Source organism: Rhodococcus zopfii NBRC 100606 = JCM 9919 (genome assembly GCF_001895025.1).
Classification (GTDB): domain Bacteria; phylum Actinomycetota; class Actinomycetes; order Mycobacteriales; family Mycobacteriaceae; genus Rhodococcus; species Rhodococcus zopfii.
Genome location: NZ_BCXI01000013.1, coordinates 21,090 through 47,400, shown reverse-complemented (window position 1 = coordinate 47,400; position 26,311 = coordinate 21,090). Strand labels below are relative to the sequence as shown.

Below are 26,311 nucleotides of genomic sequence, written 5' to 3'. Positions count from 1 at the left end.
CAGCGGACGACGCGCCCAGCCTAGCCCGGGACCGGGCCGTGTTCCGGACGGGATCGAACGCGGGAACCGGGTGTGACGTTCATCTCGACGGGTGATGGCGCACAGTAGGGGAATGACAGAGCCTCGACCGGGCGCCGCAGGCGCATCCGTTCCCGCCCACGAAGTCACTCTCCTCGTCCGCGCCGGCTGCGGCGCGTGCGCACCCGCGCGGGAACAGCTCGAGCAGGTGTGCGAGGAGTTCGGGCTGACCGTGACGTGCATCGACGTCGACGACGCTGCCGCAACGGATCCCGAGTTGCGCGCGGAGTTCGGCGACCGGTTGCCGGTCGTTCTGCTCGACGGTCGCGAGCACAGCTACTGGGAGGTCGACGAGTCGCGCCTGAGGGCCGATCTCGCTCGCTGACCTCCGCCGGCGCAGTCGTCGCGCAGGTAGCGAGCACATTCGGACCCCTCGGAGCAACTTTGTGCATGGCTTCACAAGCGGTTACCGTGGTGTGAACGAAATCCCGGATCACCGTGAGGACCGACGTGTATCCGTCGGCCGGACGAGGAGCCACGAACGTGACAGAGCTGCACCCACCGCAGGGCGACGACGCCCGCGGCACCGCCGGGACCGGCGGGGGTGCCTCTCCCGGAGTTCCGGTGCGCGACATCCCCCAGGCTACTGTGACGCGTCTCGCGACCTATCTGCGGGTCCTCGGCGGGCTCGCCGATGCCGGGACCCTCATCGTTTCGAGCGAGGAACTCGCGACCGCGTCCGGGGTCGGATCGGCGAAGCTCCGCAAGGATCTGTCGTTTCTCGGACCCAACGGTGTGCGCGGTGTCGGCTACGACGTGCTGCGCCTGCAGGCGCGCATCGAGAACGCGCTCGGACTGGACCAGGGACACCGCGTGGTGCTCGTCGGGGTCGGGAATCTCGGCCGTGCGCTCGCCCGGTACCCGGGTTTCGACCGCCGCGGATTCACCATGGCCGGATTGTTCGATTCCGATCCCTCGATCGTCGGTACCCGGGTGGGGGAACTGACCATCCGCCACGTCGACGGGCTCGAGTCCGGTGCCCGCGAACTCGGTGCGACCATCGGGGTCGTCGCCACCCCCGGGGACGCCGCCCAGCAGGTGTGCGACGTCCTGGTCCGTTCCGGGGTGCGCAGCGTCCTCAGCTTCGCCCCGACGCCACTGGACGTGCCCGAGCACGTCGAGGTGCGCCGAGTGGATCTCGCCGTCGAGATGCAGGTGCTCTCGTTCAACAGCGCCCGCAACGACGAACTCGCACACGCTTCCGGTGACGGACGCCCCGCCGGAATGGGGCAGCCCTGCGGTCCTCGCAGCACCGCGGTGAAGGCAACGAGCGCCCCGCATCGGGCCTCGTCCGGGAAGTCGGGCCCGCTGGGTCCGGCCGTCACAAGAAACGGATCGGTGATCGCGCCGTGAGTGTTCTCCTCGTCGGAATCTCGCACCGGAGTGCCCCGGTTTCCGTACTCGAGAAGGTCGCGGTCACCGACACCGACCGGCCGAAGCTGACCGACAAGATGATGTCGTCCGGGCACATCTCCGAGGCGATGATCGTCTCCACCTGCAACCGGGTGGAGATCTACGCGGTCGTCGACGCCTTCCACGGGGCGCTCGCCGACGTCAGTTCCCTGATGGCGGAGCATTCCGGGCTCACCCTGTCCGACCTGCACCAGCACGCGTACGTGCGGTACAGCGAGGCCGCCGCCGAGCACCTGTTCTCGGTCGCCAGCGGCCTGGATTCGATGGTCGTCGGGGAACAGCAGATCCTCGGCCAGATCCGCACCGCCTATGCCAGCGCCGACGCCCAGCAGGCCGCGGGCCGGGCGCTGCACGAACTCGCGCAGCAGGCGCTGCGCGTCGGCAAGCGCGTCCACAGCGAAACCGGCATCGACGCGGCCGGCGCCTCGGTCGTCTCGGTGGCGCTGGACAAGGCCGGTGCCCGGCTGGGCGGGCTCGTCGGCCGCACCGCCGCCGTCATCGGTGCCGGCGCGATGGGCGGGCTCGCGGTCGCGCACCTGACTCGCGCCGGAATCGGCCGGATCATCGTGACCAACCGCACCCGCGACCGCGCCGAACGCCTCGCCGAAACCGCCCGCGGCAACGGCGTCGAGTCCGACGTCGTCGGGTTCGGCGATCTCGCGTCCGCGCTCGCCCAGGCGGATGTCGCGGTGACCTGTACCGGCGCGGTCGGGACCGTGGTGACCCTCGCGGACGCGCACCGCGCGCTCGCCGAGCCCGGCCGCGGACCGGACCGCCCTCTCGTCATCTGCGACCTGGGTCTGCCCCGCGACGTCGACGCGTCCGTCTCGGGTCTGCCCGGTGTCCTCGTCTTCGACATGGAGGCGCTGCAGAACGATCCCGCCGCCGGCGCGGCCGCATCCGACGCCGAGGCCGCCCGCGCGATCGTCGCCGCGGAACTGTCCGACTATCTGACCGCGCAGCGTCTCGCCGAGGTCACCCCGACCGTCACCGCGTTGCGGCAGCGCGCCGCCGAGGTCGTCGAGGCGGAACTGATGCGCCTCGAATCCCGTCTGCCGGACCTCGACGACGGGGAACGCGGCGAGGTCGCGCGGACGGTCCGTCGCGTCGTCGACAAACTTCTGCACGCGCCGACGGTGCGTGTGAAACAGCTGGCGTCCACCCCCGGCGGTGACCAGTACGCCGAGGCGTTGCGCGAACTGTTCGAACTGCGCCCGGGTGCGGTCGAGGCTGTCGCCACGCCCACGGCGAAGGAACTGGGCGCCCTGACGGACCCGGTCGGCACGACCGACCTGTCCGCAGCCCTCGATCCCGCCCTCACATCGGAGCTTCGGGCTCCACGAAAGGACAGGCAGGCATGAGCGCCGAGGCCGCATCGGTCACCCGGAGCGACGACCGGGCCGGCAGCCGCACATTGCGCATCGGAACGCGCGGCAGCCTCCTCGCCACCACGCAGGCGGGCACCGTCAGAGACGCGCTGATCGCCGCCGGACATCCCGCCGAACTGGTGATCATCACGACGAAGGGCGACACGTCCATGGCGCCGATCGCGCGGATCGGCGTCGGGGTGTTCACCGCGGAGCTGCGCGAGGCGCTGCTCGCCGGCGACGTCGATCTCGCTGTGCATTCGTACAAGGACCTGCCCACCGTCCAGGATCCGCGCATGGTCATCGCCGCGGTGCCGCCGCGTGAGGATCCGCGCGACGCGCTCGTGGCCCGCGACGGCCTGGTGCTCGGCGAACTGCCGCCCGGCTCGAAGGTCGGTACGTCCGCGCCACGACGTCGCGCGCAGCTCGCCGCGCTCGGACTCGGCCTCGACATCCAGCCGCTGCGCGGCAACATCGACACCCGGCTCGGCAAGGTCGAGTCGGGCGAGCTCGACGCGATCGTCATCGCCCGCGCCGGCCTCTCCCGTATCGGCCGGACCGATCGCATCACCGAGTCCCTCGAACCGGTGCAGATGCTGCCGGCACCGTCGCAGGGAGCGCTCGCCGTCGAGTGCCGCGCCGACGACCCGGACCTGATCGCCGTGCTCGCCGCGCTCGACGACCCGGCAACCCGCGCTGCTGTCGACGCCGAGCGTGCACTGCTCGCCGAGCTCGAGGCCGGGTGTACCGCACCGGTCGGGGCGCTCGCCGAGGTCGTCGAATCCCTCGACGACGACGGCAGGGTGTTCGAAGAGCTGTCGGTGCGGGGCTGCGCCGCAGCGCTCGACGGTTCCGACGCGATCCGCGCCAGCGCCGTCGGACCGTTGGACCGTGCCGCCGAGGTGGGTCGCGCCGTCGCCCGTGAGCTCCTCGATCTCGGAGCTCGCGACCTGATGGCCGCCGAGGAAGGTGCCGCAGGCGTGCCGGCATCGGAAGGTGCAGCAGATGTTTGACGCCCTTCCTTCCCCTTCCTGTTTTCCCGATACCGCAGATTTGATCGCACTGGAGAATGACCGATGAGCCGAGTCCGCAAGCACACTCCCGGACGGATCCTGTTCGTGGGATCGGGGCCGGGTGACCCGGCGCTGCTCACGGTGCGCGCCCACGACGTGCTGACAGGCGCCACCATGGCCTTCACCGACCCCGACGTCGACAAGGCCGTCGTCGCGCTCGTCGGCACCGATGCCGGACGTGACCCCGAGACCGGGGAACCGATCGCCGAGGTCCGTCCCGCGCTGGGCGAGCCCGCCGAGGTCGCGAAGACCCTGGTCGCCGAGGCCCGGAACGGCCACGACGTGGTGCGTCTGGTCGCCGGTGATCCGATGACCACCGATTCGGTGATCGCCGAGGTCAATGCCGTGTCCCGCACCCAGGTGGTGTTCGAGGTCCTGCCGGGCCTGCCGTCCGGCTCGGCCGTCCCCAGCTACGCCGGAATGGCGCTGGGTTCGTGCCACACCGAGGTCGACGTCCGCGGAGAGGTGAACTGGGCTGCGCTCGCTGCCGCACCCGGCCCTCTCGTGCTGCACGCGACCTCCGGACATCTGGCGGAGACGGCGAGTGCCCTCGTCGAACACGGTCTCGCGCCGCAGACCCCGGCCGCGATCACGGTGCGCGGCACGACACGCCAGCAGCGCACCGTCGAAGCGACCCTCGCGACCCTCAACGACGCCGGGTCCGAGCTGGTGGGTCCGCTGATCGTCACGGTCGGCAAGGTCGTCGCGCACCGCAACAAGCTGTCGTGGTGGGAGTCGCGTGCCCTGTACGGCTGGACGGTGCTGGTGCCGCGCACGAAGGATCAGGCCGGGGAGATGAGCGATCGGCTCGTCACCCACGGTGCGATCCCCATCGAGGTGCCGACCATCGCGGTCGAGCCGCCGCGCAGTCCCGCCCAGATGGAACGGGCCGTCAAGGGCCTGGTGGACGGTCGCTACCAGTGGGTGGTGTTCACCTCCACCAACGCGGTGCGCGCGGTGTGGGAGAAGTTCGAGGCGTTCGGTCTGGACGCGCGGGCGTTCTCGGGGGTGAAGATCGCGTGTGTCGGTCAGGCCACCGCGGACAAGGTGCGCTCGTTCGGCATCACCCCGGAGCTGGTGCCGACGGGGGAGCAGTCCAGCGAGGGGCTGCTCGCCGAGTTCGCGCCGTACGACGACGTGTTCGACCCGGTCAACCGGGTCCTGCTGCCGCGCGCGGACATCGCGACCGAGACGCTCGCCGAGGGGCTGCGTGAACGCGGCTGGGAGATCGACGACGTCACCGCGTACCGGACCGTCCGGGCCGCGCCGCCGCCGGCCGAGACCCGCGAGATGATCAAGACCGGTGGTTTCGACGCGGTGTGCTTCACGTCGTCGTCGACGGTCCGCAATCTCGTCGGTATCGCGGGTAAGCCGCACGCGCGCACGATCGTCGCGTGCATCGGGCCGAAGACCGCGGAGACCGCGATCGAGTTCGGGCTGCGGGTCGACGTACAGCCCGAGACCGCGCAGGTCGGTCCGCTCGTCGAGGCGCTCGCCGAGCACGCCGCCCGGCTGCGCGCCGAAGGTGCTCTGCCGCCGCCGCGCAAGAAGTCCCGAGCCCGGCGCTGACTCCACTCGTGCGCGGTTTCGGTAGCCACCGCTACCGGAACCGCGCACGACTCGTATCGGAAGGTGATTACCGTGTATCCGGAATTCCGTCCCCGCAGGCTACGCACCACCCCGGCGATGCGACGCCTCGTTGCCGAGACCTCGCTCGAGCCACGGCATCTGGTGTTACCGATGTTCGTCGCCGACGGGATCGATGCGCCCCGCGAGATCTCCTCGATGCCCGGGGTGTTCCAGCACACCGAGGACTCGCTGCGGGCCGCGGCGACGGCGGCGGTCGAGGCCGGCGTCGGCGGTCTGATGCTGTTCGGTGTGCCGCGCCCGGAGGACAAGGATGCGCGCGGATCCTGCGCCACCGATCCCGACGGGGTGCTCAATCGGGCGCTGCGGGAACTGCGCAACGAACTCGGTGACGCGACGGTGCTGATGGCCGACACGTGCCTCGATGAGTTCACCGATCACGGGCACTGCGGTGTGCTCAACGGGTCCGGGCGGGTCGACAACGACGCGACGCTCGAGCGCTACGCGGAAATGGCTGTGGCGCAGGCGGAGTCGGGGGCGCATCTGCTCGGACCGAGTGGAATGATGGACGGGCAGGTCGGGTCGATCCGCGCGGCTCTCGATGCGGCCGGCTTCCAGGACGTCGGGCAGTTGGCGTACGCGGCCAAGTACGCGTCGGCGTTCTACGGCCCGTTCCGTGAGGCCGTCGGATCGTCGCTCGAGGGCGATCGTCGTACCTATCAACAGGATCCGGCGAACCGCCGTGAGGCGCTCCGCGAGGTCGACCTCGATCTCGCCGAGGGGGCGGACCTGGTGATGGTCAAGCCCGCTATGTCGTATCTCGACATCCTTCGGGAGGTCGCGGATCGTGCCGACGTTCCGGTTGCGGCATACCAGATTTCGGGGGAGTACTCGATGATCACCGCCGCCGCGCAGAACGGCTGGATCGACCGCGATGCCGCCGTGCTGGAGTCGCTGATGAGCATCCGCCGCGCCGGCGCCGACATCGTCCTGACGTACTGGGCCGCCGAGGCCGCGGGCTGGTTGTCGTGACCGCGCCGGGGCTGATGCCGATGCCGACGCCGCCGCACGGGCCGGACGGCGGTGGGCCGCGCCCGATGCCCGTCGATGTCGGGACTGCCTATCAATTGTGGTGTGGGGTCCTGATTCTCGGAATCGTGTCGACGGTCACGAGCCTGGCTCTCATGTGGCGGGATCGTCAGGCGTTCGTCGACTTGATGATGGACCAGATGTCGACGATGTCCGGATCGGAGGCGCTGACCCGCGACGAGGTGCTCGCGCTGATTCCGTTCGGGCTCGGCGTCGCGGCGGTGGGCAGCTGCGTGATTCTCGGTCTGCTCTATCTCGTTGTGCGGCAGATTCGGCGCGGCAAGAACTGGGCGCGCATGTTGTTGACCCTGGTCGGCGTGTTCATGACCCTGTCGACCGTCCCGACGCTGTTCGGTGTGGGCACCGGAACCGGTGCCGAGAGCTGGGTGCTCGGGATCGTCGGGATCCTCCAGGCGGTGCTGACGGTCGGCGCGATCGTACTCATGCATCGCCGGGAATCAAATCTGTACTTCCTTCGCATTCCTAAAAATTGAGGTTTCGGCACCCGCTCCATCCGGGGATTTGACGTTGCACCCGTTGCGAGTACGGTGAGCTCGACCAACGGTCTGTGGCCGTGCCCGACGAGCGTGAGGACTCATGCAGGTGGAACACCCGTACGTGGAACCGCGACCCTACAGCCGTCGACGTGAGGCCCTTCTGATCGGCCTCATCGCAGTCCTGGGTCTCGTGACGCTCGTGCTCCTGGTCGTTCCCGGCACCTTCTCGGCCTGACGGACAGCTCCACCTCGACGGACGGCTCACCTTGATCGACAGTTCACGTTGACCGGCAGTGTGCCCGCGCCGCTGTTCCACGAGCCCGGCGCCCGCTGGCGGACAGTGGCATTCGGTCCGCTGTTCTGCCTCGCGGCGCTTCTGATCGAAGTGGCGACCGGGCCGGTCGTGCACTGGTTCGCACTGCCGGTGATTGCGGTCGTGCTCGCCGTGTTCGCGTACGTCATGGTCGTCGCCGGCCGCCGGCACGTGAGTGTCGAGCTGACCGAGACGGTGTTGCGGCAGGGGACCGAGGAACTGCCCGTCGCGGACATCGAGGCGGTCCTCGCGCCCGCCGATCCGGAGGCGCTGGACCCGGCCCGGTGGGAGAACGCGCGGACCCTCGGGGAACTGGCCGGTGTGCCACGGAAACGCACGGCGATCGGGTTGCGCTTGCGCGGCGGCACGTTCGTCCGGGCGTGGGCGAAGGACGACGCCACTCTGCGCCGGTGTCTCGACGGTCTCGTGAGCGGGCGTTCGCGCTGAGGGGCCGGTAGCGGCAGGTACCCCCTGGGGGTATTGTCGGCTGTGTTGTCGAGACTCGAAGGAGCCACCATGCAGAACACCTACCGCGTCGAGGGCATGACCTGCGGACACTGCGTCTCGGCGGTGCGGGAGGAGATCTCCGTACTCGACGGCGTCTCCGACGTGGACGTGAACCTCGAGACCGGTGCCGTCGTAGTCACCAGCAACACCGAACTGGACCCGCAGGCCGTCGCGGATGCCGTCGACGAAGCCGGATACGTGCTCGTCCGCTGACATAGTGACCGCGCGAATGCGGACGGCCGCCGCGGCGCTGCTCGCGTGCGCGGCGCTCGCGTCCGCGTGCGCGGCCGACGAGCCGCCCCGCACCCCGGTGCCGGGGTCCTCCGTGACCGTGCCCGCCGTGAGCGCGCCGCCGTCGGTCACCGTCGACACCCTGCTCGACGGTCTGGACCATCCGTGGGACGTGGTCCGGGCACCGGACGGAACGCTTCTCACCGGCGAACGCGGCGGGCGCTTCGTCGTACGCCACCCGGACGGGCGCGCCGCGCCGCTGCAGGCCGACCTGTCCGACCTCTACGCGGTCGGGGAGACCGGCCTGATGGGGATCGCCCTGTCCCGCGACTTCGCCACCGATCGAACGTTCTACACCTGCCAGGGCCACCGCGACCCGGACGACGTGCGGGTCCTCGCATGGGCCGTCGACGCCGACTGGACCGCCGCCACCCGGCTGCGCACCGTGATCTCCGGCATGCCCGTCGCCGGCGGCGGACGCCACGGCGGCTGCCGCATCCTCGCCCACCCCGACGGCACCCTCTACGTGGGCACCGGCGACAGCGCGCGCCCCACCGTCCCGCAGGATCGCGGCAGCCTCGGCGGCAAGGTGCTGCACCTGAATCCCGACGGAACACCCGCCGCCGGCAACCCGGACCCGGGCAGCGTCGTGTACACGCTCGGACACCGGAACGTGCAGGGCCTGGCGCTGCAGCCCGGCACCGGGCGCATCTACTCCGTCGAACAGGGCACCCGGCGCGACGACGAGGTCAACCTGCTCGAACCCGGCGGCAACTACGGCTACCGTCCCGACCGGGAGCCCGGCCGCTACGACGAGTCGGTGCCCATGACCGACCCCGACCGGGTCCCCGGCGCGATCGGCGCGGTGTGGAGTTCGGGGTCGCCCACCATCGCGACCCCGGGCACGGCGTTCGTCACCGGTGACGCGTGGGGACCCTGGTCGGGCGCCCTCGTCGTCAGCAGCCAGCAGGAGGCCCGGCTGATCCTGCTGAAACTGTCCGAAGACGGACGCAGCGTCGCCGATTCCACGACCCTGCTCGAAGGAACATACGGGCGGCTGCGGTCCCTGACTCCGCAACCCGACGGTTCCCTGCTGGTGACCACGGACAACGGAGACGACGACCGCATCCTCCGGGTGGCACCCGACTGAACTCAGACGCGACCCGCGTCGGTGCCCGGCCCGTCGAGCATCGCCGACCCCACCAGGAACTCGGGCACACCGAGACCCTCGACGAGCGTCGCTGCGTGCGGACGCAGCGACCGGCACCGTTCGTTGATGCCGCGCAGCACCGCCTTCGCCCGCTCCACCGACAGCTGCCGATGCTCCATGAACCACGCCTTGTCGTCGTCGATGACGCTCAGCGCGTACAGGTCGCAGAGGCCGGACAACAGTTCCCGGGCGGCCTCGTCCTCACACGACTCGATACCGGCGACGAACGCCTCGAGCACGACGCGGTCGATGTGCGCGCGGGCCGCGTGCAACACATGATCCTGCACGAAATTGAACGCGTCGAACGGGTTGTCCTCCCGCTTCGACGCCGCCTGCAGGCGGCGCGCCGCCGTCGACAGCAGGTACTGTTCGCGGTCCTCGAACATCGTGAGTTGCGTGCCCCGGTTGAACAGGCTGCCGTCCTCCTCGTTGTCCTGCCGGGTGTCGACGAGTGTCTGGATGATCTGCTGCGCCGCGGTGCGCTTCTTGACGATGTCGGAAACGGTGGTCGCCGCGAACCGCATCCACTCGACCGGGCTCATCCCGCGCACCTCGTCGGCGTACGCGGTGAGCAGTTCCTTCGCGACGAGCTGGGTGAGGACGTGATTGTCGCCCTCGAAGGTGGTGAACACGTCGGTGTCCGCCCGCAGCGCCGTCAGCCGGTTCTCGGCCATGTATCCGGCGCCGCCGCACGCCTCCCGGCATTCCTGGATGGCGCGGGTCGCGTGCGTCGTGTTCGCGACCTTCAGACCCGCCGCGCGCCCCTCCAACTCGCGCTGCTCCTGCGGATCGACCTCCTCGGCGGGCGCGGTCTGGATGCGGTGCATCGCCGAGATCAGCTCGTTCTGCGCGAAGCCGAGCGCATACGAGCGGGCGATCAGGGGCAGCAGCCGGCGCTGGTGGACGAGGTAGTCGAGCAGCAGCACCTCCTGCTCGTCGTTCGGTGCGGAGAATTGGCGTCGCTGCAGCGCGTACTGCGTCGCGATGGTCAGCGCGACGCGCGCGGCGGCCCCGGCCGAGCCGCCGACCGTGACGCGCCCGCGCACGAGGGTGCCGACCATCGTGAAGAACCGGCGGTTCGGGTTCTCGATGGGCGAGCGGTAGGTGCCGTCCGGATCGACATCCGCATACCGGTTGAGCAGGTTCTCCCGCGGCACCCGGACCCCGTCGAAGGTGATGCGGCCGTTGTCGACGCCGGGCAGACCACCCTTGTATCCGCAGTCCGAGGTCGTTACGCCCGGCAGGTCGTTGCCGTTCTCGTCGCGAATCGGCACGACGAAACAGTGCACACCTTCCGTCGCGTTCCCGGTGATCAGCTGCGCGAACACCGCCGCGACCGTCGCGTGCCGCGCCGCCCCTCCGATGTAGTCCTTGCGTGAGGACGGGGTGGGGGAGTCGATGACGAATTCCTGCGTGCCCGGGTCGTACGTGGCGGTCGTCTCGAGGGCCTGCACGTCACTGCCGTGGCCGGTCTCGGTCATCGCGAAACACCCGAGCAGTTCGAGGTCGATGAGCGGGCGGATGTAACGCTCGTGGTGCCGCTGCGTGCCCAGATTCTCGATCGCGCCACCGAACAGACCCCACTGCACACCCGACTTCACCATCAGCGACAGGTCCGACATCGCGAGCATCTCGATCGACGCGACCGCGCTGCCCGGATCTCCGGTGCCGCCGCTCGCCTCGGAGAAACCGGCCGACGCGTAGCCGGCCGCGGCGAGCAGGCGCATCTGGTCGAGGACGGCCGCGCGGGCCCGGTTCAGATCGGGAATGTGATGGGGCGCGAACTCCTCCCGTGCCAGGTCGGTGCGGGCCCGGGAGCGGGCCTGCCGCCACGCGCCGTCGAGTGTGTCGCGGAGATGATCAGCTGTGGTCGCCATGAATCCGACCCTAGGGCGGTGCCACCGCGAGCGGTGGCGTTCGCATTCCGGCACTCCGTGAACCGCAGCGCCCGGACGGACCGAGACGCGGGTCACGCGCTCGCTCCCCGCACGCCCGGGTGCCTTTTGGCAAATCCGCCGAAACTGGGACACTGGAGGTCGTGACTGCGACTCCCGATGCCTCCCGCACCCACGACACCGCTTCTGCCGCCCTGTTCGACCGGGCGTCGAAGGTGACGCCCGGAGGCGTCAACTCGCCGGTTCGAGCGTTCGGTTCGGTCGGCGGAACCCCCCGCTTCATCGCATCGGGCTCCGGCAGCACCCTCACCGACGTCGACGGCAATACCTATGTGGACCTGGTGTGTTCGTGGGGGCCGATGATTCTCGGCCACGCGCACCCCGCGGTCGTGGAGGCGGTGCGGACCGCCGCGACGTCCGGTCTGTCGTTCGGTGCGCCGACCGCCGGTGAGGTCGAACTCGCCGAGGAGATCGTGGCGCGGATCGCGCCCGTCGAACAGGTTCGGCTCGTCAATTCCGGAACCGAAGCGACGATGAGTGCGGTGCGTCTGGCACGCGGATTCACCGGGCGCAGCAAGATCGTCAAATTTTCCGGGTGTTATCACGGTCACGTCGATGCGCTGCTCGCCGACGCCGGGTCCGGCCTCGCGACGTTCGGGCTGCCGACGTCCCCGGGCGTGACCGGCGCGCAGGCCGAGGACACCCTCGTTCTGCCGTACAACGATCTCGAGGCCGTCCGAGCCGCGTTCGCCGCCAACCCGGGGCAGATCGCGGCCGTCATCACCGAGGCCGCCGCCGGGAACATGGGTACCGTCCCGCCGCTGCCCGGATTCAACGAGGGACTTCGGGAGATCACCCGCGAGCACGGTGCGCTCCTGATCATGGACGAGGTCATGACCGGATTCCGCGCCAGCGCCACCGGCTGGCACGGCATCGACGGTGTCGCCGGCGACCTGGTCACGTTCGGCAAGGTGATGAGCGGTGGCCTTCCCGCTGCCGCGTTCGGTGGCCGCGCCGACGTCATGGCCCGTCTCGCTCCCGCCGGGCCGGTCTACCAGGCCGGCACCCTGTCGGGTAACCCGGTCGCGGTCGCCGCGGGTCTCGCGAGCCTGCGCGCCGCCGACGCCGACGTGTACGCCACCCTCGACCGCAACGCCGCGACCCTGGGCCGGCTGCTCGACGAGGCGCTGACCGCCGAAGGCGTGCCGCACCGCGTGCAGAACGCCGGCACCCTGCTCAGCGTGTTCTTCACCGACGGACCCGTCACCAACTACAGCGAGGCGAAGGCCGCGCAGACCTGGCGATTCCCGGCGTTCTTCCACACCCTGCTCGACCACGGTGTGTACGCCCCGCCGAGCGCGTTCGAGACGTGGTTCGTCTCGTCCGCCCTCGACGACGACGCGTTCTCGCGTATCGCCGACGCGCTGCCGCACGCCGCGAAGGCCGCCGCGGCAGCGACGGCACCCTGACCGACCCGGCCCCGATCCGCCCCTCACCCCGATCTGCTCACCGCCCGACGCGAGGAATCCCCACGTGACCGAATCCGTCCCGTCCGAGAAGCGCACCATCGTGCACGTGCTGCGGCACGGCGAGGTGCACAATCCCACCGGCATCCTCTACGGCCGGCTGCCCGGCTACCGGTTGTCCGTCACGGGTGAATCTCAGGCACGGTCGGTCGCGGCGACGCTCGCCGATCACGACATCGCGCACGTCGTCGCGTCCCCGCTGGAGCGGGCGCAGCAGACCGCCGCGCCGATCGCCGAGAAGCACGGCCTCGAGATCGTCACGGACGAGAACCTCATCGAGGCGGGCAATCAGTTCGAGGGGCTGAAGGTCGCGGTGGGCGACGGCGCGCTGAGCCGGCCCCGGCACTGGTGGAAGCTGCGCGATCCCTTCACCCCGTCGTGGGGTGAGCCGTACCTGCAGATCGCGCATCGCATGCTCGCCGCGGTCAATGCCGCCCGCGTCGCCGCAGTCGGCCGCGAAGCGGTGTGTGTGAGCCACCAGCTTCCGGTGTGGACCTTGCGCCGATTCCTCGAGGGTGAGCGGCTGTGGCACGACCCGCGGAACCGTCAGTGCAGCCTCGCTTCCCTGACGTCGCTGGTGTACGACGGGGACACCCTCGTCGACATCGTGTACTCGGAGCCGGCCGGAGCCTCCGACCCGAATGTGCACGGCGCATGAGAAGGATCCTCGTGGCCGTCGCGGCGCTGCTGTGCGGTGTCGCCACTCTGACGTCGTGCGCGACGGGTGACGACGCCGTCGCCACGGGCGGCACGTTCGATTTCGTCTCCCCGGGCGGTCAGACCCGCATCTTCTACGATCCGCCGTCCGAACGCGGCACCCTGGGCGCCCTGTCGGGTGAGGACCTGATGAACGAGGCGCAGACGCTCTCGCTCGCCGACTACGACGGGCAGGTCGTCGTCCTCAACGTGTGGGGTCAGTGGTGCGCGCCCTGCCGCAGCGAGGTCGGCGACCTCGAGCAGGTGTACGAGTCCACCAAGGACCTGGGCGTGCAGTTCCTCGGCATCAACGTCCGCGACAACCAGCGCGACAAGGCGCAGGACTTCGTCGTCGACAACAAGGTGAGCTACCCGTCGATCTACGATCCGGCGATGCGGTCGCTGCTCGCGCTGGGCCGCAACTACCCCACGTCGGTGGTGCCGACGACGGTCGTTCTCGACCGCGAGCACCGGGTCGCCGCGGTGTTCCTCACCGAACTGCTCGCCGAGGACCTGCAGCCCGTCGTCGAGCGGGTCGCCGCGGAACCGGCCGGCCAGCAGTGATGACGAGTTCAGCAGTGATGACGAGTACCGCCGCGGTCACCCCCACCGGCGCCGAGGCGCTGCTGGCGGCCGGGGTGGGCGACACCTTCCAGTCGATCGCCGCGAGCGGTCCGCTGTTGCTCGCCGCCGGTGCGTGCCTGCTCGCCGGTCTCGTCTCGTTCGCGTCGCCGTGCGTCGTGCCGCTCGTTCCCGGCTATCTGTCGTACCTGGCCGGTGTCGTCGGTGCCGAGGCTCCCGCCGTCACCGAGGCGCAGGCGCAGGCACGCACGACGACGCTGCGCAGCGACGGCCGGTTGCGGGTCGCGGGTGCTGCGGGGTTGTTCGTCGCCGGGTTCACTGTCGTGTTCGTCCTGGCCACCGCCTCCGTGTTCGGCGCGATATCGCTGCTCTCGGTCAACCGTGACGTGCTGATGCGGGTCGGTGGGGTCGTCACCATCGTCATGGGTCTGGTGTTCGTGGGTCTGATCCCCGCGCTGCAACGCGACACCCGTCCCGAGCCGCGTCGCCTGTCGAGCCTGGCGGGTGCGCCGCTGCTCGGTGGTGTCTTCGCGCTCGGCTGGACTCCGTGCCTCGGACCGACCCTGGCCGGGGTGATCTCGCTGGCAGCCGGCACCGAAGGCACGACGGCGGCGCGAGGTGTCACCCTGATCGTCTTCTACTGCATCGGGCTGGGTCTGCCGTTCGTGGTGCTGGCTCTGGGGTCTGCACGCGCGTTGCGGGGAGTCGGCTGGCTGCGGACGCACGCCCGCACCGTGCAGATCTTCGGCGGCATCATGCTCATCGCCGTCGGGGTCGCCCTGGTCACCGGCGCGTGGGACATGTTCGTGTCCTGGGTGCGGGACGCCTTCATCTCCGAGGTGACGCTGCCGATCTGACGGCAGCGGTCGCCACAAGTTCCGAACATTTCGAGAGGCAGTAGATGCAGCCCGATCCGATGGTCCGCACGGGTGACCACCACGTCCCGGGAGGCCGCAGCGGCAGGGGAGTTCACAGGTGACCGCGACCGACACCCCCACCGCCGCGCCGCAGCCGGCGCCGCCCCGGCAGGGGCCGGTCGCACGCGCCGTCGCGTTCGCGCGCAACACGTGGCGCGGGCTGACGTCGATGCGGACCGCTCTGGTACTGCTGTTCCTGCTGGCGCTCGCCGCGATCCCGGGCGCGTTGCTGCCACAGCGCAGCCTCAACGCCGGCAAGGTCGACGACTACATCGAGGCGCGGCCCACGCTCGGTCCGTTCATGGACAAGCTCGAACTGTTCGACGTCTTCGGCAGTTTCTGGTTCACCGCGATCTATGTGCTGCTGTTCGTCTCGCTCGTCGGGTGCATCCTGCCGCGCTGCGCGGAGCACTACCGGGCGCTGCGGACCCGCCCGGTGCCCGCACCTCGGAACCTGGGCCGATTGCCGCTCCACGCCGAGACGACCGTCGAGGGGAGCCCCGAGGCGGTACTCGCCCGGGTCCGCGGCCAGCTGAAGGGCTGGCGCATCGCCGAACGTGCCGGGGGCCCGCGCGCGAAGGACGGTGAGCTGACCCTGTCCGCGGAGAAGGGCTACCTGCGCGAGTTCGGCAACCTCGTCTTCCACATCTCTCTGGTCGGTCTCCTCGCCACGGTCGCGATGGGCAAGCTCTTCGGCTACGAAGGGCAGCGGATCCTCATCGCGAACGGGGAGGAGTTCTGCACGACCTCCCCGGCGTCGTTCGATTCGTTCCGGGCCGGAGTCACCCTCGACGGCACCGGTCTGAATCCGATGTGCATCCGGGTGAACGACTTCAAAGCGGACTATCTCGACAGCGGTCAGGCCGAGATGTTCACCTCGAACATCGACTACCAGTACGGCGACGACATCACCTCGAACACGTGGCAGCAGGCCGAGCTGAAGGTGAACCATCCGCTGCGCGTCGGCAGTGACCGTGTTTACCTGCAGGGCCACGGTTTCGCGCCGACGTTCACCGTGACCTGGCCGAACGGGGAGACCCGCACCGAGACCCTGCAGTTCGCTCCCAGCGATGCGAGGACGTTCCTGAGCAGCGGCGCGATGCGTTTCGACCCGCCGGGTGGCATGTTCCCGGACGCCGACGAACGCCGCAGGAACCAGATCGCGATCGAGGGCCTGTTCGCGCCGACGGCCGCGCTGCACGGGTCGCTGCTGTCGTCGGCGTTCCCGGCGATGCAGGATCCTGCCGTGGCGATCGACATCTACAAGGGCGACGCCGGCCTCGACACCGGCAGCCCGCAGTCGCTGTTCTCGCTCAACGGCGAGCTGATCAACCAGGGTCGCCTGGTCAAGCAGGATCGGGTGAACCTGCGACCCGGGGAGAGCGTCACCCTCGCGGACGGCACCCAGGTCCGCTTCGACGGCGCCACCGACTTCGTGAACCTGCAGGTCTCGCACGATCCGGCGCAGCAATGGGTGCTCGTGTCGGCGCTGGCGATGATGGCGGGGTTGCTCGTGTCGCTGCTGGTCAAGCGTCGGCGTGTCTGGGTCCGGGTGTATCCGGCCGGTACAGTGACAGACGGCGAACGACGAACCGTAGTAGAGCTCGGTGGTCTGGCCCGCACGGATCAGGCGGGCTGGGGTGACGAGTTCGACCGTCTGGTTGCGCGCCTGCTCGGTCACGACGCTGCCGGTAGGGCAGAGGAGAAGAACGCATGATTGTTCACGAGACGCTCGCCCGGTACAGCGACTGGGCGTTCGAATCGGCATTCGCGGTGCTGACGTTGGCCATGGTGCTGCTCGTTGCCGAGTACGCCACCTATCGGGCCGATCGGGTCGCCGAACGGGAACTCGTCCCGGCCGGTGCCCCCGCCGGTGGAACTCCGGCCGGCTCGCAGGTTCCGGGCCGGATCGACGCCCCACCGACCCGGACGATGTCGGAGCGGCTCGGCAACATGGGCCGCGCGCTCGTGGTCGTCGTCGCGGCGCTGATGGTCGCCTCGATCGTGCTGCGCGGCCTGGCCACCGAGCGATTCCCGCTCGGCAACATGTACGAGTTCGTGGCGATGGCCTGCACCGCAGCGGTCCTGTTCGGTCTGGTGGCGCTGCGCAAGCCGTCCTACCGCATCATGTGGGTCTACCTGCTGGTGCCGGTGCTGATCCTGATGTTCCTCGCCGCGACCGTCCTGTATGCGGACGCCGCGCCCGTGGTCCCGGCGCTGCGTTCGTTCTGGCTGCCGATCCACGTGACGATCATCAGTGTCGGCAGCGGCATCTTCCTCGTCTCCGGTGTGGCGAGCATGCTGTTCCTGCTGCGTATCCGGTTCCCGAAGGACGCCGAGGGAAGCGGGGCGTTCGGCCGTATCGCGCAGCGGCTGCCGGACGCGCAGACCCTCGACCGCTTGGCCTACCGCACGACGATCATCGGATTCCCGCTGTTCGGCGCCGGCATCATCCTCGGCGCGATCTGGGCCGAGGCCGCGTGGGGCCGGTTCTGGGGCTGGGATCCGAAGGAAACCGTCTCGTTCATCACATGGGTCGTCTACGCGGCGTACCTCCATGCGCGCGCGACGTCGGGCTGGCGCAACACCCGCGCGGCATGGATCAACGTGGCCGGGTTCGTCGCCATGTTGTTCAACCTGTTCATCATCAACATGGTGGTGTCCGGTCTGCACTCGTACGCCGGCCTGACCTGATCCTGCTATCGTCCTCGGCGGTCGTAGCTGGGGGCGAGGACAGGGGGACGGGGATGCCGGAGGGAACGAACCGGGGGCCGACGGCCCAGGATCTCGATGCGTCGCTGCTGGTCCGCCGGGTGGTACCGCCACCGGCAGGGGGCTGGCGGCGCGCGCTCTACCAGGGCACGGGCGGTCGCCTCAACGTCGGCGACAACAGCCGCGACCGGAACCGGCTCGAACTGGTCGACCAGGTCCGGCAACCGCTGCGCGGCTGCTACCGCATCGCCCTGCTCAGCCTCAAGGGCGGCGTCGGCAAGACCACGACGACGGTGACGCTCGGGTCGACGTTCGCGGCGCTGCGCGGGGATCGCGTGATCGCGGTGGATGCGAACCCGGACCGCGGCACACTCAGCCAGAAGGTGCCGTCGGAAACCCCGGCGACCGTGCGGACCCTGCTGCGCGACGAATCGCATGTGCGGACCTACGGCGACGTGCGCGCCTACACCTCACAGAACCGGCACCGGCTCGAGGTGCTCGCTTCCGACAGCGATCCGGCGGTGTCGGAAGCATTCAGTGCGCAGGACTACGAGCAGGTCCTGTCGACGCTCGAGCGGTTCTACAGCATCGTGCTCACCGATTGCGGAACCGGACTGATGCACTCGGCGATGCGCGCGATCCTCGAGAACGCCGACGCGCTGGTCGTCGTGAGTTCCGGTTCGGTGGACGGCGCGCGCAGTGCGTCCGCCACGCTGGACTGGCTCGACGCGCACGGCTACCGGGAGCTGGTCGCCCAGTCGGTGGCGGCGGTCAACGGGGTGAGGCCACGGTCGGGCAAGGTCGACATCGATCGGCTCGTCGGGCATTTTGCGCAGCGCTGCCGCGCGGTCCATGTGCTGCCCTTCGACCCGCATCTCGAGGAAGGCGCCGAGGTGGACCTCGATCGCCTCCAGGGACGCACCCGGCGCGCGCTGCTGGGGCTCGCGGCGGATATCGCCGCGGATTTCCCGCGGCGGTCGGAAGCTCAGTCGCCGGGGTCCTGATCCGGGGCCGCGGGACCTTCGGTGCGGCGTCGGTGCACCTCGCGATCGACTTTCCACAGGAATTCGGGATCGTCGTCCGGACCCAGGGCACGGCCGGGGTGAGTGTGCGCACTCGGACCGAACCCCTTCCACAGCAGAACCGCGAGTGTTACCGCACCGATGAATGCCAGCAGGTAAAGCACGATGCACCTCCTTGCCGTGGACGCGCCCCGTCGGTCCGGACACAGCCGTGGGGAACTCTTCTCACCAGTCTATGCGCCGCGACCAGGGGCGACACGAACAGGTGCTCCGGCGCACCCGGCAGCGAAATTGCCGGGTTCGTCCGGAAAGCCGGAATGCCGAAGGGGCCGGCGCAAATGCGTCGGAGGTGCGGTATCAGTGGGTGGCTTCGGTCGTGAGCGAGCGCAGCAGGGCCAGGACCTCCGATTCGCGGAAGCGGCGATGTCCGCCCGGCGTGCGCAGGGATCCCAACCGGCCGGCATGGGCCCAGCGGGTCACCGTCTTGGGATCGACATGGAAGAGCGCGGCGACCTGACCGGGTGTCAGCAGAGATTCCTTGGCGCCGTTGAAAGCAGGTGCACTCATTGCTGTAGTCCTCCGGGTGTTTCGTCTTGATCGGGTGTTTCGATCGGTTGTTCCCCGCCATGTTGACACCGAAACCCCCGGTTGCTCGAACGGTCTACGGTTGGTAAAGCGGAAGTAATAGACAAAACGGACGACTTGTACGGAATGCCGCCCCGCGGCGGACGGCTACCCTGGACGTGTGAACGACGCATCCGACAACCGCCCCGATCAGGACCGACAGACCCCCACCGGCAAGGGAGCTCTCGCCCGCGACGTGGCCCTGTACTCGCTCGCGCGGATACTGCTCGTCGTCGTCCTCGCCGCCCTGATCCTCTACGTGCCGCGCGCCTTCGGTGTCGAGATTCCGCTCGTCATCGCGGCCCTGTTCGCGGTGCTCATCGCGCTGCCCCTGTCGCTGGTGCTGTTCGCGCCGCTGCGTCGCCGGGTGAACGAGGGCATCGCCGACGTCGACGCCCGCCGTCGCGCCGACCGCGCCGACCTCGAGGCCCGCCTGCGGGGGCAGGACGGCAGGTGACCGAACCGGGAGAGCCGATCTCCGTCGATCGCAGTTCGCCGCGAGACTGGGTCGACGACGCGATCCGGCTCATCGAGGCCGACGCGCAGCGCAGCGCGGACACCCACCTGCTGCGTTACCCGCTGCCCGTCGATTGGGGCATTCAGCTCTACCTCAAGGACGAGTCCACCCACATCACCGGCAGCCTCAAGCACCGGCTCGCGCGGTCGCTGTTCCTGTACGGGCTGTGCAACGGCTGGATCCGGGAGGACACCCCGATCGTCGAGGCGTCGTCCGGATCGACCGCGGTGAGCGAGGCGTACTTCGCGAACCTCCTCGGGCTCGAGTTCGTCGCGGTGGTCCCTCGCAGCACCAGCACCGCGAAGGTCGCGCTGATCGAGGCGCAGGGCGGCCGCTGCCACTACATCGACCGGCCGCCCGAGATCTACACCGAGGCGCAACGCCTGGCCTCCGAGCTCGGTGGTCACTACATGGACCAGTTCACCCACGCCGAACGCGCGACCGACTGGCGCGGCAACAACAACATCGCTCAGTCGATCTTTGCGCAGTTGCAGCTGGAGGAACATCCGGTGCCGGAGTGGCTCGTCGTCGGCGCGGGCACCGGCGGTACCAGCGCCACCATCGGCCGCTACCTGCGCTATCAGCGCCATCGCAGTCGGCTCGCGGTCGTCGACCCGGAGAACTCGGCGTTCTTCGGCGCCTACGCAACCGGATCGGCCGACTATACGACCGGGATGCCGTCCCGGATCGAGGGCATCGGGCGCCCGCGCGTGGAACCGTCGTTCGTTTGTCACGTCGTCGACCGGATGATCCGCGTCCCCGACGCAGCCTCCGTCGCCGCCGTCCGGCACGCCAGCGAGGTCCTCGGCCGGCGCGTCGGCGGGTCGACCGGCACCAACCTGTGGGGTGCGTTCGGGCTCATCGCCGAGATGCTCGAGACGGGTAGTCGCGGCAGCGTCGTGACCCTGCTGTGCGACGGTGGGGAACGATATGCGCAGACCTACTTCTCCGACGAGTGGGTTGCGGCCGAAGGGCTGGACCTGACCGGTCCGGCCGGCACCCTCGAGTTGTTCGCGAAAACCGGGGTCTGGAGTATCTGAACTGCGCCGGCGATCCGGTCGTGCGCGTACCGTGGTCGCATGGATCGCCCCGAGGTGACCCTGGCGAACTACGATGCCGTCTACGACTTCTACCGCGACCATCAGCAGCCCCGCCTGCTCGCGCGTGCGGCCTACGCGATGCTCGCGGCGCGCTACCGTCCGCACGTGCACTACCGTGCCGGGGCGCGAGACGCACTGCGCGCGGTGATCGACGACGGTGCACCGCTGGTCATCGTCGCGAACCATCTCACCCACAGCGACCAGTACACGCTCGCCGCCACCGCGTGGCGGTCCCCGCTGCGCACGCTGATCGGACGCACCCGGGTACTCGCGAAGGACGAGCTGTTCCGCGAGCGGGGACAGCGGCGCGAGGTGGACATGATGGGCGGCATTCCGGTGTTCCGCGCGAAGAACCACGGTGTGCGGGCCGTCGCCGATGCGGGCCGCCGCATGATGGACATCGCCGCGCTGCGGCTGAGCAGGGGTGACGCGGTGGCGATCTTCCCCGAAGGCACGTGCAACACCGGGGACCCGATCCGGATACAGGCGGTGGGAAGCGGCGTCGGCCATATCGTGCGACGTGCCGCCGCGCTCGGTGCCCGGCCGGCGCTGGTAACCATCGGCATCGCCTACGGACCGGACAACGATCCCGGGAGGCCCGCGAGTGTCTTCATCACCATCCCCGTGCCCGAGCTGACCGGGACCCCGCGGGAGATCACCCACCGTGTCGCGGACGAGCTGCAGTGCGCGGTCGACGGCGCCGTCGCACGGTATTGACACGCCGGCGCACGGTGTCGGCACGGAGTCGGGGAGGAGCGACCGATGGCGGTGACGAGCGCGGGTCTGCTGCTGTACCGCATCGATCCGTCAGACCTGCTCACCGTTTGGATCGTGCATCCCGGCGGCCCGTTCTGGACGGGGAAGGACGAGGCGGCGTGGTCGATTCCGAAGGGGACGTACGACGCGGACGAGGATCCTCTCGTCGTCGCGCTGCGCGAATTCGAGGAGGAGTGCGGTTTTCCGGCGCCGCCGGTGCCGACGTCGCTGCTGGGGCAGTTCCGGCAGCCTTCCGGCAAGGTCGTCACCGCGTACGTCGGCGAGGCTGCCGAGGATTTCGCGTTCGTCCGCAGCAACACGTTCGAACTCGAGTGGCCGCCGCGGTCGGGACGGATGCAGGACTTTCCCGAGGTCGACGACGCGCGCTGGGTCACGCTGCCCGTCGCGGCATCGGCGCTGGTGAAGGGACAGCGGCCGATGCTCGGGGCGCTCCGGGAGCACCTCGACGCAGCCGGACGTACGTACCGGACCGGCTGATCCGATCGGCGAGACTGTCAACATTGGTTGACAGAGTGTCGGTGTCAACCTAGATTGACAACATGAGTGAAGCAACGACGCTCGCCGCATCCGCCGCCAGCCCCGACCCTGCCGAGGGGCTGCGGGCCGTGCGGGCTCTGCGGCGACTGCTCGAACGACTCGAAGCCATCCAGGTCGAGAACGCCCGCACCCAGGGCTGGTCCTGGCAGGCGATTGCCGACGCCCTCGAGGTGAGCAGGCAGGCCGTCCACCAGAAATACAACAGGAAGCGCAGGTAGAGGCGATGTTCGAACGATTCACCGACAGCGCTCGGTCCGCCGTCGTCGACGCCCAGGCGCAGGCGCGGGCACTCCACGCCGCCGAGATCCGCACCGAGCACCTGCTGCTCGGGATACTCACCACCGCCGACGCGTCGCTGCGTGCGCAACTCGCCGATGCCGGACTCACCGCGGACGCCGTCCGTATCGATCTCGAGGCCGGCCAGGACACATTCGGACCGGACGATGCCGACGCCCTCGAAAGCATCGGCATCGATCTCGACGCCATCCGTGAACGACTCGAGCGCGCCTTCGGGGAAGGGATCCTCGACCGATCGTCGCCCGACGGCGGACGTCCGGGCCGTTGGGGACGCATCCCCATCGCTCGCGGCGCCAAGAAGTCGCTCGAACTGGCGTTGCGCGAGGCCATCGTCCGGCGGGAACGATCCATCGGGAGTGAACACCTGCTGCTCGGCATCCTGCGCTCCGACGACTCGCCCGTCATCCGGCTGATCGAAACCCGCATCACCCGTGAAGACCTGCGGCAACTGCTGACAGCGCGCCTCGGCCGCGCCGCCTGATTCACGCCGCCCGACCGGCACCACCTATCGCATCGGCCACACCGGCAGGCATGTGTAACAGTGACGGTATGACATCACTGATCTTGCGATTGGTCATCAACGCGGTCGGGCTCTGGCTCGCCGCCACGCTCGTGAACGGCGTCGACATCGGGGCCGTGGAAGGAGACGAGGGGCTCACCGGCCGCACGATCCTCGCGCTCCTCGTCCTCGCCTTGATCTTCACGATCGTCAACGCACTCGTGAAGCCGTTCGTGAAGTTGCTGTCCCTGCCGCTGCTGATCCTGACCCTCGGATTGTTCACGCTGGTCATCAACGCCTTGATGTTGTGGCTGACCTCGTGGATCAGCTCGTTCACCGACTACGGCCTGACCCTGAGCGGATTCTGGGCGGCGGTGTGGGGCGCCCTGATCATCTCGATCGTCAACCTCGTGCTCGGTGCGTTCGTGCCCGACGGAGACTGACCGCTGCCGCGCCGAGCCCTCAGCCGAACGCGAGGGCCAGCGCGGTCGCGAGCGCCCACACCAGCATCGCGAGTCCCGAATCCCGCAACGCCGGGATCAGGCTCATACCCAGGCCACCGGCACGAACCGGGGCGTGGGCGCGCACCGCGAACGGCACCGCCAGCAGACCCGCCAGCGCCCACGGGGTCACCGCCACCAGGGCAAGAGACGCGACGAACGGCACCACGACCAGCACCAGGTGCAGCGTACGGGTCCGCGGATCGCCCAGCCGCACCGCGAGCGTGCGCTTCCCACTGACGGTGTCGGTCGGGATGTCGCGCAGGTTGTTCGTCACCAGCACCGCCGTCGACAGCGATCCGACCGCGATCGCACATGCCAGACCCACCCAGGTCACCCGCCCGGCCTGCACGAATTGCGTGCCCAGCACCGCGACCAGGCCGAAGAACACGAACACCGCGATCTCACCGAAACCGCTGTAGCCGTACGGGGTGCGACCACCCGTGTAGTACCAGGCGCCGACGATGCACACCGCGCCGACGAGGATCAGCCACCACGCGCTCGTCGCAGCCAGGACGATGCCCGCGACCGCGCCGATCCCGAAACACGCGAACGCCGCGCGCTTGACGCTCGCCGGCGACGCCAGACCCGAACCCACCAGCCGCAGCGGACCGACTCGATCGTCGTCGGTGCCGCGGATACCGTCCGAGTAGTCGTTCGCGAAGTTCACGCCGATGACGAGGGGCAACGCCACGAGCAACGCCAGCAGCGCCTTCCACCACACCGCACCGTCGATCGCCGCGGCGGCGCCGGTACCGGCGACGACGGGAGCGATCGCGTTGGGGAGGGTGCGCGGACGGGCGCCTTCGAGCCATTGACCAGCGGTTGCCATGGGTCGATCTTCGCACCCGGCCGGGTGGTCAGGAGAACCGGGCGACGAGCGCGCGACGATCGACCTTGCCGGGTCCCCGCAGCGGCAGAGCGTCGACGACGTGCAGTTCGCGCGGCGCGGCGGTGCGATCGAGCGTCCCGGACACGTGGTCGCGCAACTCGTCGAGAGCGGGGGAGCGGCCCGGTGCCGCGACCACGACAGCGGCCACACGCTGGCCGAGCCGGTCGTCGGGCAGGCCGATCACCGCGACCTCCCGCACCGACGGATGCTCCATCAGGACCGCTTCGACGACCTGCGGCACGACGGTGAGCCCGCCCGTCGACAGGGCTTCGTCGAGACGCCCCAGGATGCGGAGCACCCCGTCGTCGACGAGCCCCGCGTCGTCGGTGCGGAACCAGCCCGGTTCGGCGAATCCGGGATGGTCGGGCAGGCCGCGATAGCCGGACGCGAGGGTCGCGCCGCCGAGCCACACCCGAGAATCGGCGTCGACCCGTACGTCCACCCCGTTCAGCGGGACCCCGTCGTACACGCAACCGCCACATGTTTCGCTCATCCCGTAGGTGCGCACGACCGTGATCCCGGCGTCGCGGGCGCGCCGCAGCACCGGCGCGGGGGTCGCGGCACCGCCGAGCAGGATCGCGTCGAGTTCCGCGGCAGCTCGCGTGGCGTCCGGATGTTCGAGCGTCTTGATCAGCTGGGTCGGCACCATCGACGAGTACCGCCGGGGGCCGTCCATCGCGGCGATCGCGGGGGGAAGCGCTGCCGGATCGAACCCGTTCGCAACGTCCACGACGACCGGGTCCGTGCCCGACAGCAGGCTGCGCAACAGCACCTGCATTCCGGCGATGTGATGGGCGGGCAGCGCGAGAAGCCACGAACCGGTTCCGCCGAGGCGTTCGTGAGTGGCCTCGCCGCTGGTGCGGAGGGCCGCTGCCGACAACTGGGCGCCCTTGGGGGTTCCGGTGGTGCCGGACGTCGCCATCACCAGCCCGATACCGTCGGCGATGGGCTCTCCGGGATGCAGAGCGTCGGTCAGGCGGCGGGTCTCGCGATCGTCGTCGGCGGGCACGGGCAGCATGGCCGGGCCGTCGCCGCCGAGCATGCGGCGGAGCGCAGGCAGGACCGCGACGACGTCCCGACCGGACGGGACCGGCAGGACCTCGAGGACGCCGTTCACAGGTCGCGTCCGGTGAGGGGCCAGCCTCCGGTCTCCAGGTGCCGCCGAACCCGGTCCACATCACGGTCGAGTGGCATCTCGTTGGTGACCTTCGTGATGAGCACCGCGATGTCGGTCTTGGTGATGGGCAGGTCGCCGGCCTCGATCAGCGCATCGGCGACCTGATCGACCTCCTGCTCGGACAGGCGCCGGGTGAGCAGCGCCAGCAGCGGAACGTAGTCCTGCTCCGGTACCCCTTCGGGGTAGCCGGCGCGCAGCCATTCGATGATCGAGGAAAGGAACGGGGGCAAGATCACGGCGCCCCTCGGCCCGGGCCGTGGGCAGGCTCCTTCACGGGCATATCGTCCCAGACCCGGTTGCCGGTCGGGACGGCCTCGTCGGGCGGGGGAATGTCGCCCGAGGCCGCCTCGGCGGAGGAGGCGCTGTCGTCCGTGGAGACCACCGGCCATCCGCCGCCGGCGAGCCGTGCGGTGACCCGCTCGACATCCTCTTCCGTCGGATCCTCGTGCAGGACCCCCGCAATGATCTGTTTCAGGGTGTCGTAGTCGACGTGACGATCGGGACGTTCGTGCGCGGTCGCAATGGACAACTCCACGACCTGGGCGATCTCTTCGTCGGTCAGTCGCCTCCGAAGTACCGCGAGCAGCGCGAAGTGGTCCTTGGCCGGAATGCCCTCCGGGTAGCCGGCGCGCAGCCAGTCGAGGACCGAGCGGAGCGAATACTTGGACACTGGCGC

General features: G+C 69.6%; 32 protein-coding genes. 25 read left to right on the top strand and 7 right to left on the bottom strand.

Features of this window, described 5'->3' with window-relative positions; translation table 11 throughout:
- Window positions 1–112 precede the first annotated feature (112 nt).
- The 11 genes from RZ1_RS09170 (at window position 113) to RZ1_RS09125 (ending at window position 9,305) form a co-directional block, all read left to right on the top strand.
- Complete coding sequence (locus RZ1_RS09170; RefSeq protein ID WP_072811172.1) at window positions 113–403, top strand: glutaredoxin family protein; 291 nt, start codon at window positions 113–115, stop codon at window positions 401–403.
- Between the two features lie 158 nt (window positions 404–561).
- Complete coding sequence (locus RZ1_RS09165; RefSeq protein ID WP_083583610.1) at window positions 562–1,431, top strand: redox-sensing transcriptional repressor Rex; 870 nt, start codon at window positions 562–564, stop codon at window positions 1,429–1,431.
- The gene (locus RZ1_RS09160; protein WP_072811168.1) at window positions 1,428–2,852 is read left to right on the top strand and encodes a glutamyl-tRNA reductase; all 1,425 of its coding nucleotides are present in this window, start codon (window positions 1,428–1,430) and stop codon (window positions 2,850–2,852) included. Before RZ1_RS09165 ends, RZ1_RS09160 begins: the two co-directional genes overlap by 4 nt.
- Entirely contained in the window at window positions 2,849–3,871 is a 1,023-nt protein-coding gene (gene hemC / locus RZ1_RS09155) for a hydroxymethylbilane synthase (RefSeq protein WP_072811167.1), read from the top strand. Before RZ1_RS09160 ends, hemC begins: the two co-directional genes overlap by 4 nt.
- A 63-nt stretch (window positions 3,872–3,934) precedes the next feature.
- Window positions 3,935–5,500, top strand: coding sequence for a bifunctional uroporphyrinogen-III C-methyltransferase/uroporphyrinogen-III synthase (locus RZ1_RS09150; protein WP_072811165.1), 1,566 nt, complete (start codon window positions 3,935–3,937; stop codon window positions 5,498–5,500).
- A 72-nt stretch (window positions 5,501–5,572) separates the two neighbouring features.
- Window positions 5,573–6,550, top strand: coding sequence for a porphobilinogen synthase (gene hemB / locus RZ1_RS09145; protein ID WP_072811163.1), 978 nt, complete (start codon window positions 5,573–5,575; stop codon window positions 6,548–6,550).
- A gap of 125 nt (window positions 6,551–6,675) precedes the next feature.
- A complete protein-coding gene (locus tag RZ1_RS09140; protein WP_238072303.1) occupies window positions 6,676–7,101 on the top strand; it encodes a hypothetical protein in 426 nt (141 codons plus the stop codon).
- Window positions 7,102–7,204: 103 nt separating this feature from the next.
- Complete coding sequence (locus tag RZ1_RS31640) at window positions 7,205–7,339, top strand: hypothetical protein (RefSeq protein ID WP_269437511.1); 135 nt, start codon at window positions 7,205–7,207, stop codon at window positions 7,337–7,339.
- A 48-nt stretch (window positions 7,340–7,387) separates the two neighbouring features.
- Window positions 7,388–7,864 (top strand): transport-regulating membrane protein Mce1N, encoded by a 477-nt coding sequence (mce1N, locus tag RZ1_RS09135; protein WP_072811162.1) that lies wholly within the window; start codon window positions 7,388–7,390, stop codon window positions 7,862–7,864.
- A gap of 69 nt (window positions 7,865–7,933) precedes the next feature.
- Window positions 7,934–8,137 carry a heavy-metal-associated domain-containing protein gene (locus tag RZ1_RS09130; protein ID WP_072811160.1) on the top strand — a complete coding sequence of 68 codons (204 nt, stop codon included), beginning with the start codon at window positions 7,934–7,936 and terminating at the stop codon, window positions 8,135–8,137.
- A gap of 16 nt (window positions 8,138–8,153) precedes the next feature.
- The gene (locus RZ1_RS09125; protein ID WP_072811379.1) at window positions 8,154–9,305 is read left to right on the top strand and encodes a PQQ-dependent sugar dehydrogenase; all 1,152 of its coding nucleotides are present in this window, start codon (window positions 8,154–8,156) and stop codon (window positions 9,303–9,305) included.
- A 2-nt stretch (window positions 9,306–9,307) separates the two neighbouring features.
- Here the strand turns inward: RZ1_RS09125 and RZ1_RS09120 are convergent, their stop codons facing one another.
- Window positions 9,308–11,242, bottom strand: coding sequence for an acyl-CoA dehydrogenase family protein (locus RZ1_RS09120; RefSeq protein ID WP_072811158.1), 1,935 nt, complete (start codon window positions 11,240–11,242; stop codon window positions 9,308–9,310).
- Window positions 11,243–11,403: 161 nt separating this feature from the next.
- On the opposite strand from RZ1_RS09120, the gene hemL reads away from it, so the two are divergent.
- From hemL to RZ1_RS09085, 7 genes are all read left to right on the top strand, one after another.
- Window positions 11,404–12,729 (top strand): glutamate-1-semialdehyde 2,1-aminomutase, encoded by a 1,326-nt coding sequence (gene hemL / locus RZ1_RS09115; RefSeq protein WP_072811156.1) that lies wholly within the window; start codon window positions 11,404–11,406, stop codon window positions 12,727–12,729.
- Window positions 12,730–12,793: 64 nt separating this feature from the next.
- Complete coding sequence (locus tag RZ1_RS09110) at window positions 12,794–13,444, top strand: histidine phosphatase family protein (RefSeq protein WP_072811155.1); 651 nt, start codon at window positions 12,794–12,796, stop codon at window positions 13,442–13,444.
- Window positions 13,441–14,046, top strand: coding sequence for a TlpA disulfide reductase family protein (locus RZ1_RS09105; protein ID WP_072811153.1), 606 nt, complete (start codon window positions 13,441–13,443; stop codon window positions 14,044–14,046). The genes RZ1_RS09110 and RZ1_RS09105 overlap by 4 nt, the downstream gene beginning before the upstream one ends.
- 17 nt (window positions 14,047–14,063) lie before the next feature.
- Complete coding sequence (locus RZ1_RS09100; RefSeq protein ID WP_072811152.1) at window positions 14,064–14,921, top strand: cytochrome c biogenesis CcdA family protein; 858 nt, start codon at window positions 14,064–14,066, stop codon at window positions 14,919–14,921.
- Between the two features lie 118 nt (window positions 14,922–15,039).
- The gene (resB, locus tag RZ1_RS09095; RefSeq protein WP_072811150.1) at window positions 15,040–16,698 is read left to right on the top strand and encodes a cytochrome c biogenesis protein ResB; all 1,659 of its coding nucleotides are present in this window, start codon (window positions 15,040–15,042) and stop codon (window positions 16,696–16,698) included.
- On the top strand, window positions 16,695–17,675 hold the full coding sequence (gene ccsB, locus RZ1_RS09090; protein ID WP_072811149.1) for a c-type cytochrome biogenesis protein CcsB: 981 nt from the start codon (window positions 16,695–16,697) through the stop codon (window positions 17,673–17,675). The genes resB and ccsB overlap by 4 nt, the downstream gene beginning before the upstream one ends.
- Before the next feature lie 53 nt (window positions 17,676–17,728).
- Window positions 17,729–18,697, top strand: coding sequence for a MinD/ParA family ATP-binding protein (locus RZ1_RS09085; RefSeq protein ID WP_072811147.1), 969 nt, complete (start codon window positions 17,729–17,731; stop codon window positions 18,695–18,697).
- Here RZ1_RS09085 and RZ1_RS09080 read toward each other — a convergent pair.
- Together RZ1_RS09080 and RZ1_RS09075 are read right to left on the bottom strand one after the other, a co-directional pair.
- Window positions 18,679–18,879, bottom strand: a complete 201-nt coding sequence (locus RZ1_RS09080; protein ID WP_072811145.1) for a hypothetical protein — start codon at window positions 18,877–18,879, stop codon at window positions 18,679–18,681. The two genes, RZ1_RS09085 and RZ1_RS09080, sit on opposite strands and share 19 nt — an antisense overlap.
- Window positions 18,880–19,072: 193 nt before the next feature.
- Window positions 19,073–19,282: a BldC family transcriptional regulator gene (locus RZ1_RS09075; protein ID WP_072811144.1), complete on the bottom strand. Its 210-nt coding sequence runs from the start codon at window positions 19,280–19,282 to the stop codon at window positions 19,073–19,075.
- A 178-nt stretch (window positions 19,283–19,460) separates the two neighbouring features.
- Between RZ1_RS09075 and RZ1_RS09070 the strand changes: the two genes are divergently transcribed.
- The 7 genes from RZ1_RS09070 to RZ1_RS09040 all read left to right on the top strand — a co-directional run bounded on the left by RZ1_RS09070 (window position 19,461) and on the right by RZ1_RS09040 (window position 23,509).
- A complete protein-coding gene (locus RZ1_RS09070) occupies window positions 19,461–19,796 on the top strand; it encodes a DUF4229 domain-containing protein (protein WP_072811142.1) in 336 nt (111 codons plus the stop codon).
- Complete coding sequence (gene cds1 / locus RZ1_RS09065; RefSeq protein WP_072811140.1) at window positions 19,793–20,896, top strand: L-cysteine desulfhydrase Cds1; 1,104 nt, start codon at window positions 19,793–19,795, stop codon at window positions 20,894–20,896. Before RZ1_RS09070 ends, cds1 begins: the two co-directional genes overlap by 4 nt.
- A 39-nt stretch (window positions 20,897–20,935) precedes the next feature.
- On the top strand, window positions 20,936–21,673 hold the full coding sequence (locus RZ1_RS09060; protein WP_072811138.1) for a lysophospholipid acyltransferase family protein: 738 nt from the start codon (window positions 20,936–20,938) through the stop codon (window positions 21,671–21,673).
- Between the two features lie 45 nt (window positions 21,674–21,718).
- Window positions 21,719–22,210 (top strand): NUDIX hydrolase, encoded by a 492-nt coding sequence (locus tag RZ1_RS09055; RefSeq protein ID WP_072811136.1) that lies wholly within the window; start codon window positions 21,719–21,721, stop codon window positions 22,208–22,210.
- 62 nt (window positions 22,211–22,272) lie between these two features.
- The gene (locus tag RZ1_RS09050) at window positions 22,273–22,488 is read left to right on the top strand and encodes a helix-turn-helix domain-containing protein (RefSeq protein WP_072811134.1); all 216 of its coding nucleotides are present in this window, start codon (window positions 22,273–22,275) and stop codon (window positions 22,486–22,488) included.
- 5 nt (window positions 22,489–22,493) lie between these two features.
- On the top strand, window positions 22,494–23,048 hold the full coding sequence (locus tag RZ1_RS31635) for a Clp protease N-terminal domain-containing protein (RefSeq protein WP_072811132.1): 555 nt from the start codon (window positions 22,494–22,496) through the stop codon (window positions 23,046–23,048).
- Window positions 23,049–23,116: 68 nt separating this feature from the next.
- A complete protein-coding gene (locus tag RZ1_RS09040) occupies window positions 23,117–23,509 on the top strand; it encodes a phage holin family protein (protein WP_072811131.1) in 393 nt (130 codons plus the stop codon).
- A gap of 19 nt (window positions 23,510–23,528) precedes the next feature.
- Here the strand turns inward: RZ1_RS09040 and RZ1_RS09035 are convergent, their stop codons facing one another.
- The 4 genes from RZ1_RS09035 to RZ1_RS09020 are packed head-to-tail and all read right to left on the bottom strand — an operon-like array spanning window position 23,529 to window position 26,305.
- On the bottom strand, window positions 23,529–24,398 hold the full coding sequence (locus RZ1_RS09035) for a 1,4-dihydroxy-2-naphthoate polyprenyltransferase (RefSeq protein ID WP_072811129.1): 870 nt from the start codon (window positions 24,396–24,398) through the stop codon (window positions 23,529–23,531).
- Between the two features lie 28 nt (window positions 24,399–24,426).
- Complete coding sequence (gene menE / locus RZ1_RS09030; protein ID WP_283235751.1) at window positions 24,427–25,599, bottom strand: o-succinylbenzoate--CoA ligase; 1,173 nt, start codon at window positions 25,597–25,599, stop codon at window positions 24,427–24,429.
- Entirely contained in the window at window positions 25,572–25,871 is a 300-nt protein-coding gene (locus RZ1_RS09025) for a DUF3349 domain-containing protein (RefSeq protein ID WP_072811125.1), read from the bottom strand. Before RZ1_RS09025 ends, menE begins: the two co-directional genes overlap by 28 nt.
- Entirely contained in the window at window positions 25,868–26,305 is a 438-nt protein-coding gene (locus RZ1_RS09020) for a DUF3349 domain-containing protein (protein ID WP_083583598.1), read from the bottom strand. The genes RZ1_RS09025 and RZ1_RS09020 overlap by 4 nt, the downstream gene beginning before the upstream one ends.
- Window positions 26,306–26,311: the final 6 nt, after the last annotated feature.

Bases quoted from the DNA above. Each gene is read 5' to 3' on its own strand.
- RZ1_RS09170 (WP_072811172.1), top strand. From the start codon at position 113: ATGACAGAGCCTCGACCGGGCGCCGCAGGCGCATCCGTTCCCGCCCAC.
- hemC (WP_072811167.1), top strand. From the start codon at position 2,849: ATGAGCGCCGAGGCCGCATCGGTCACCCGGAGCGACGACCGGGCCGGC.
- RZ1_RS09150 (WP_072811165.1), top strand. From the start codon at position 3,935: ATGAGCCGAGTCCGCAAGCACACTCCCGGACGGATCCTGTTCGTGGGA.
- RZ1_RS31640 (WP_269437511.1), top strand. From the start codon at position 7,205: ATGCAGGTGGAACACCCGTACGTGGAACCGCGACCCTACAGCCGTCGA.
- RZ1_RS09130 (WP_072811160.1), top strand. From the start codon at position 7,934: ATGCAGAACACCTACCGCGTCGAGGGCATGACCTGCGGACACTGCGTC.
- RZ1_RS09125 (WP_072811379.1), top strand. From the start codon at position 8,154: ATGCGGACGGCCGCCGCGGCGCTGCTCGCGTGCGCGGCGCTCGCGTCC.
- RZ1_RS09120 (WP_072811158.1), bottom strand. From the start codon at position 11,242: ATGGCGACCACAGCTGATCATCTCCGCGACACACTCGACGGCGCGTGG.
- RZ1_RS09105 (WP_072811153.1), top strand. From the start codon at position 13,441: ATGAGAAGGATCCTCGTGGCCGTCGCGGCGCTGCTGTGCGGTGTCGCC.
- RZ1_RS09100 (WP_072811152.1), top strand. From the start codon at position 14,064: ATGACGAGTACCGCCGCGGTCACCCCCACCGGCGCCGAGGCGCTGCTG.
- ccsB (WP_072811149.1), top strand. From the start codon at position 16,695: ATGATTGTTCACGAGACGCTCGCCCGGTACAGCGACTGGGCGTTCGAA.
- RZ1_RS09085 (WP_072811147.1), top strand. From the start codon at position 17,729: ATGCCGGAGGGAACGAACCGGGGGCCGACGGCCCAGGATCTCGATGCG.
- RZ1_RS09075 (WP_072811144.1), bottom strand. From the start codon at position 19,282: ATGAGTGCACCTGCTTTCAACGGCGCCAAGGAATCTCTGCTGACACCC.
- RZ1_RS09060 (WP_072811138.1), top strand. From the start codon at position 20,936: ATGGATCGCCCCGAGGTGACCCTGGCGAACTACGATGCCGTCTACGAC.
- RZ1_RS09055 (WP_072811136.1), top strand. From the start codon at position 21,719: ATGGCGGTGACGAGCGCGGGTCTGCTGCTGTACCGCATCGATCCGTCA.
- RZ1_RS09050 (WP_072811134.1), top strand. From the start codon at position 22,273: ATGAGTGAAGCAACGACGCTCGCCGCATCCGCCGCCAGCCCCGACCCT.
- RZ1_RS31635 (WP_072811132.1), top strand. From the start codon at position 22,494: ATGTTCGAACGATTCACCGACAGCGCTCGGTCCGCCGTCGTCGACGCC.
- RZ1_RS09040 (WP_072811131.1), top strand. From the start codon at position 23,117: ATGACATCACTGATCTTGCGATTGGTCATCAACGCGGTCGGGCTCTGG.
- RZ1_RS09035 (WP_072811129.1), bottom strand. From the start codon at position 24,398: ATGGCAACCGCTGGTCAATGGCTCGAAGGCGCCCGTCCGCGCACCCTC.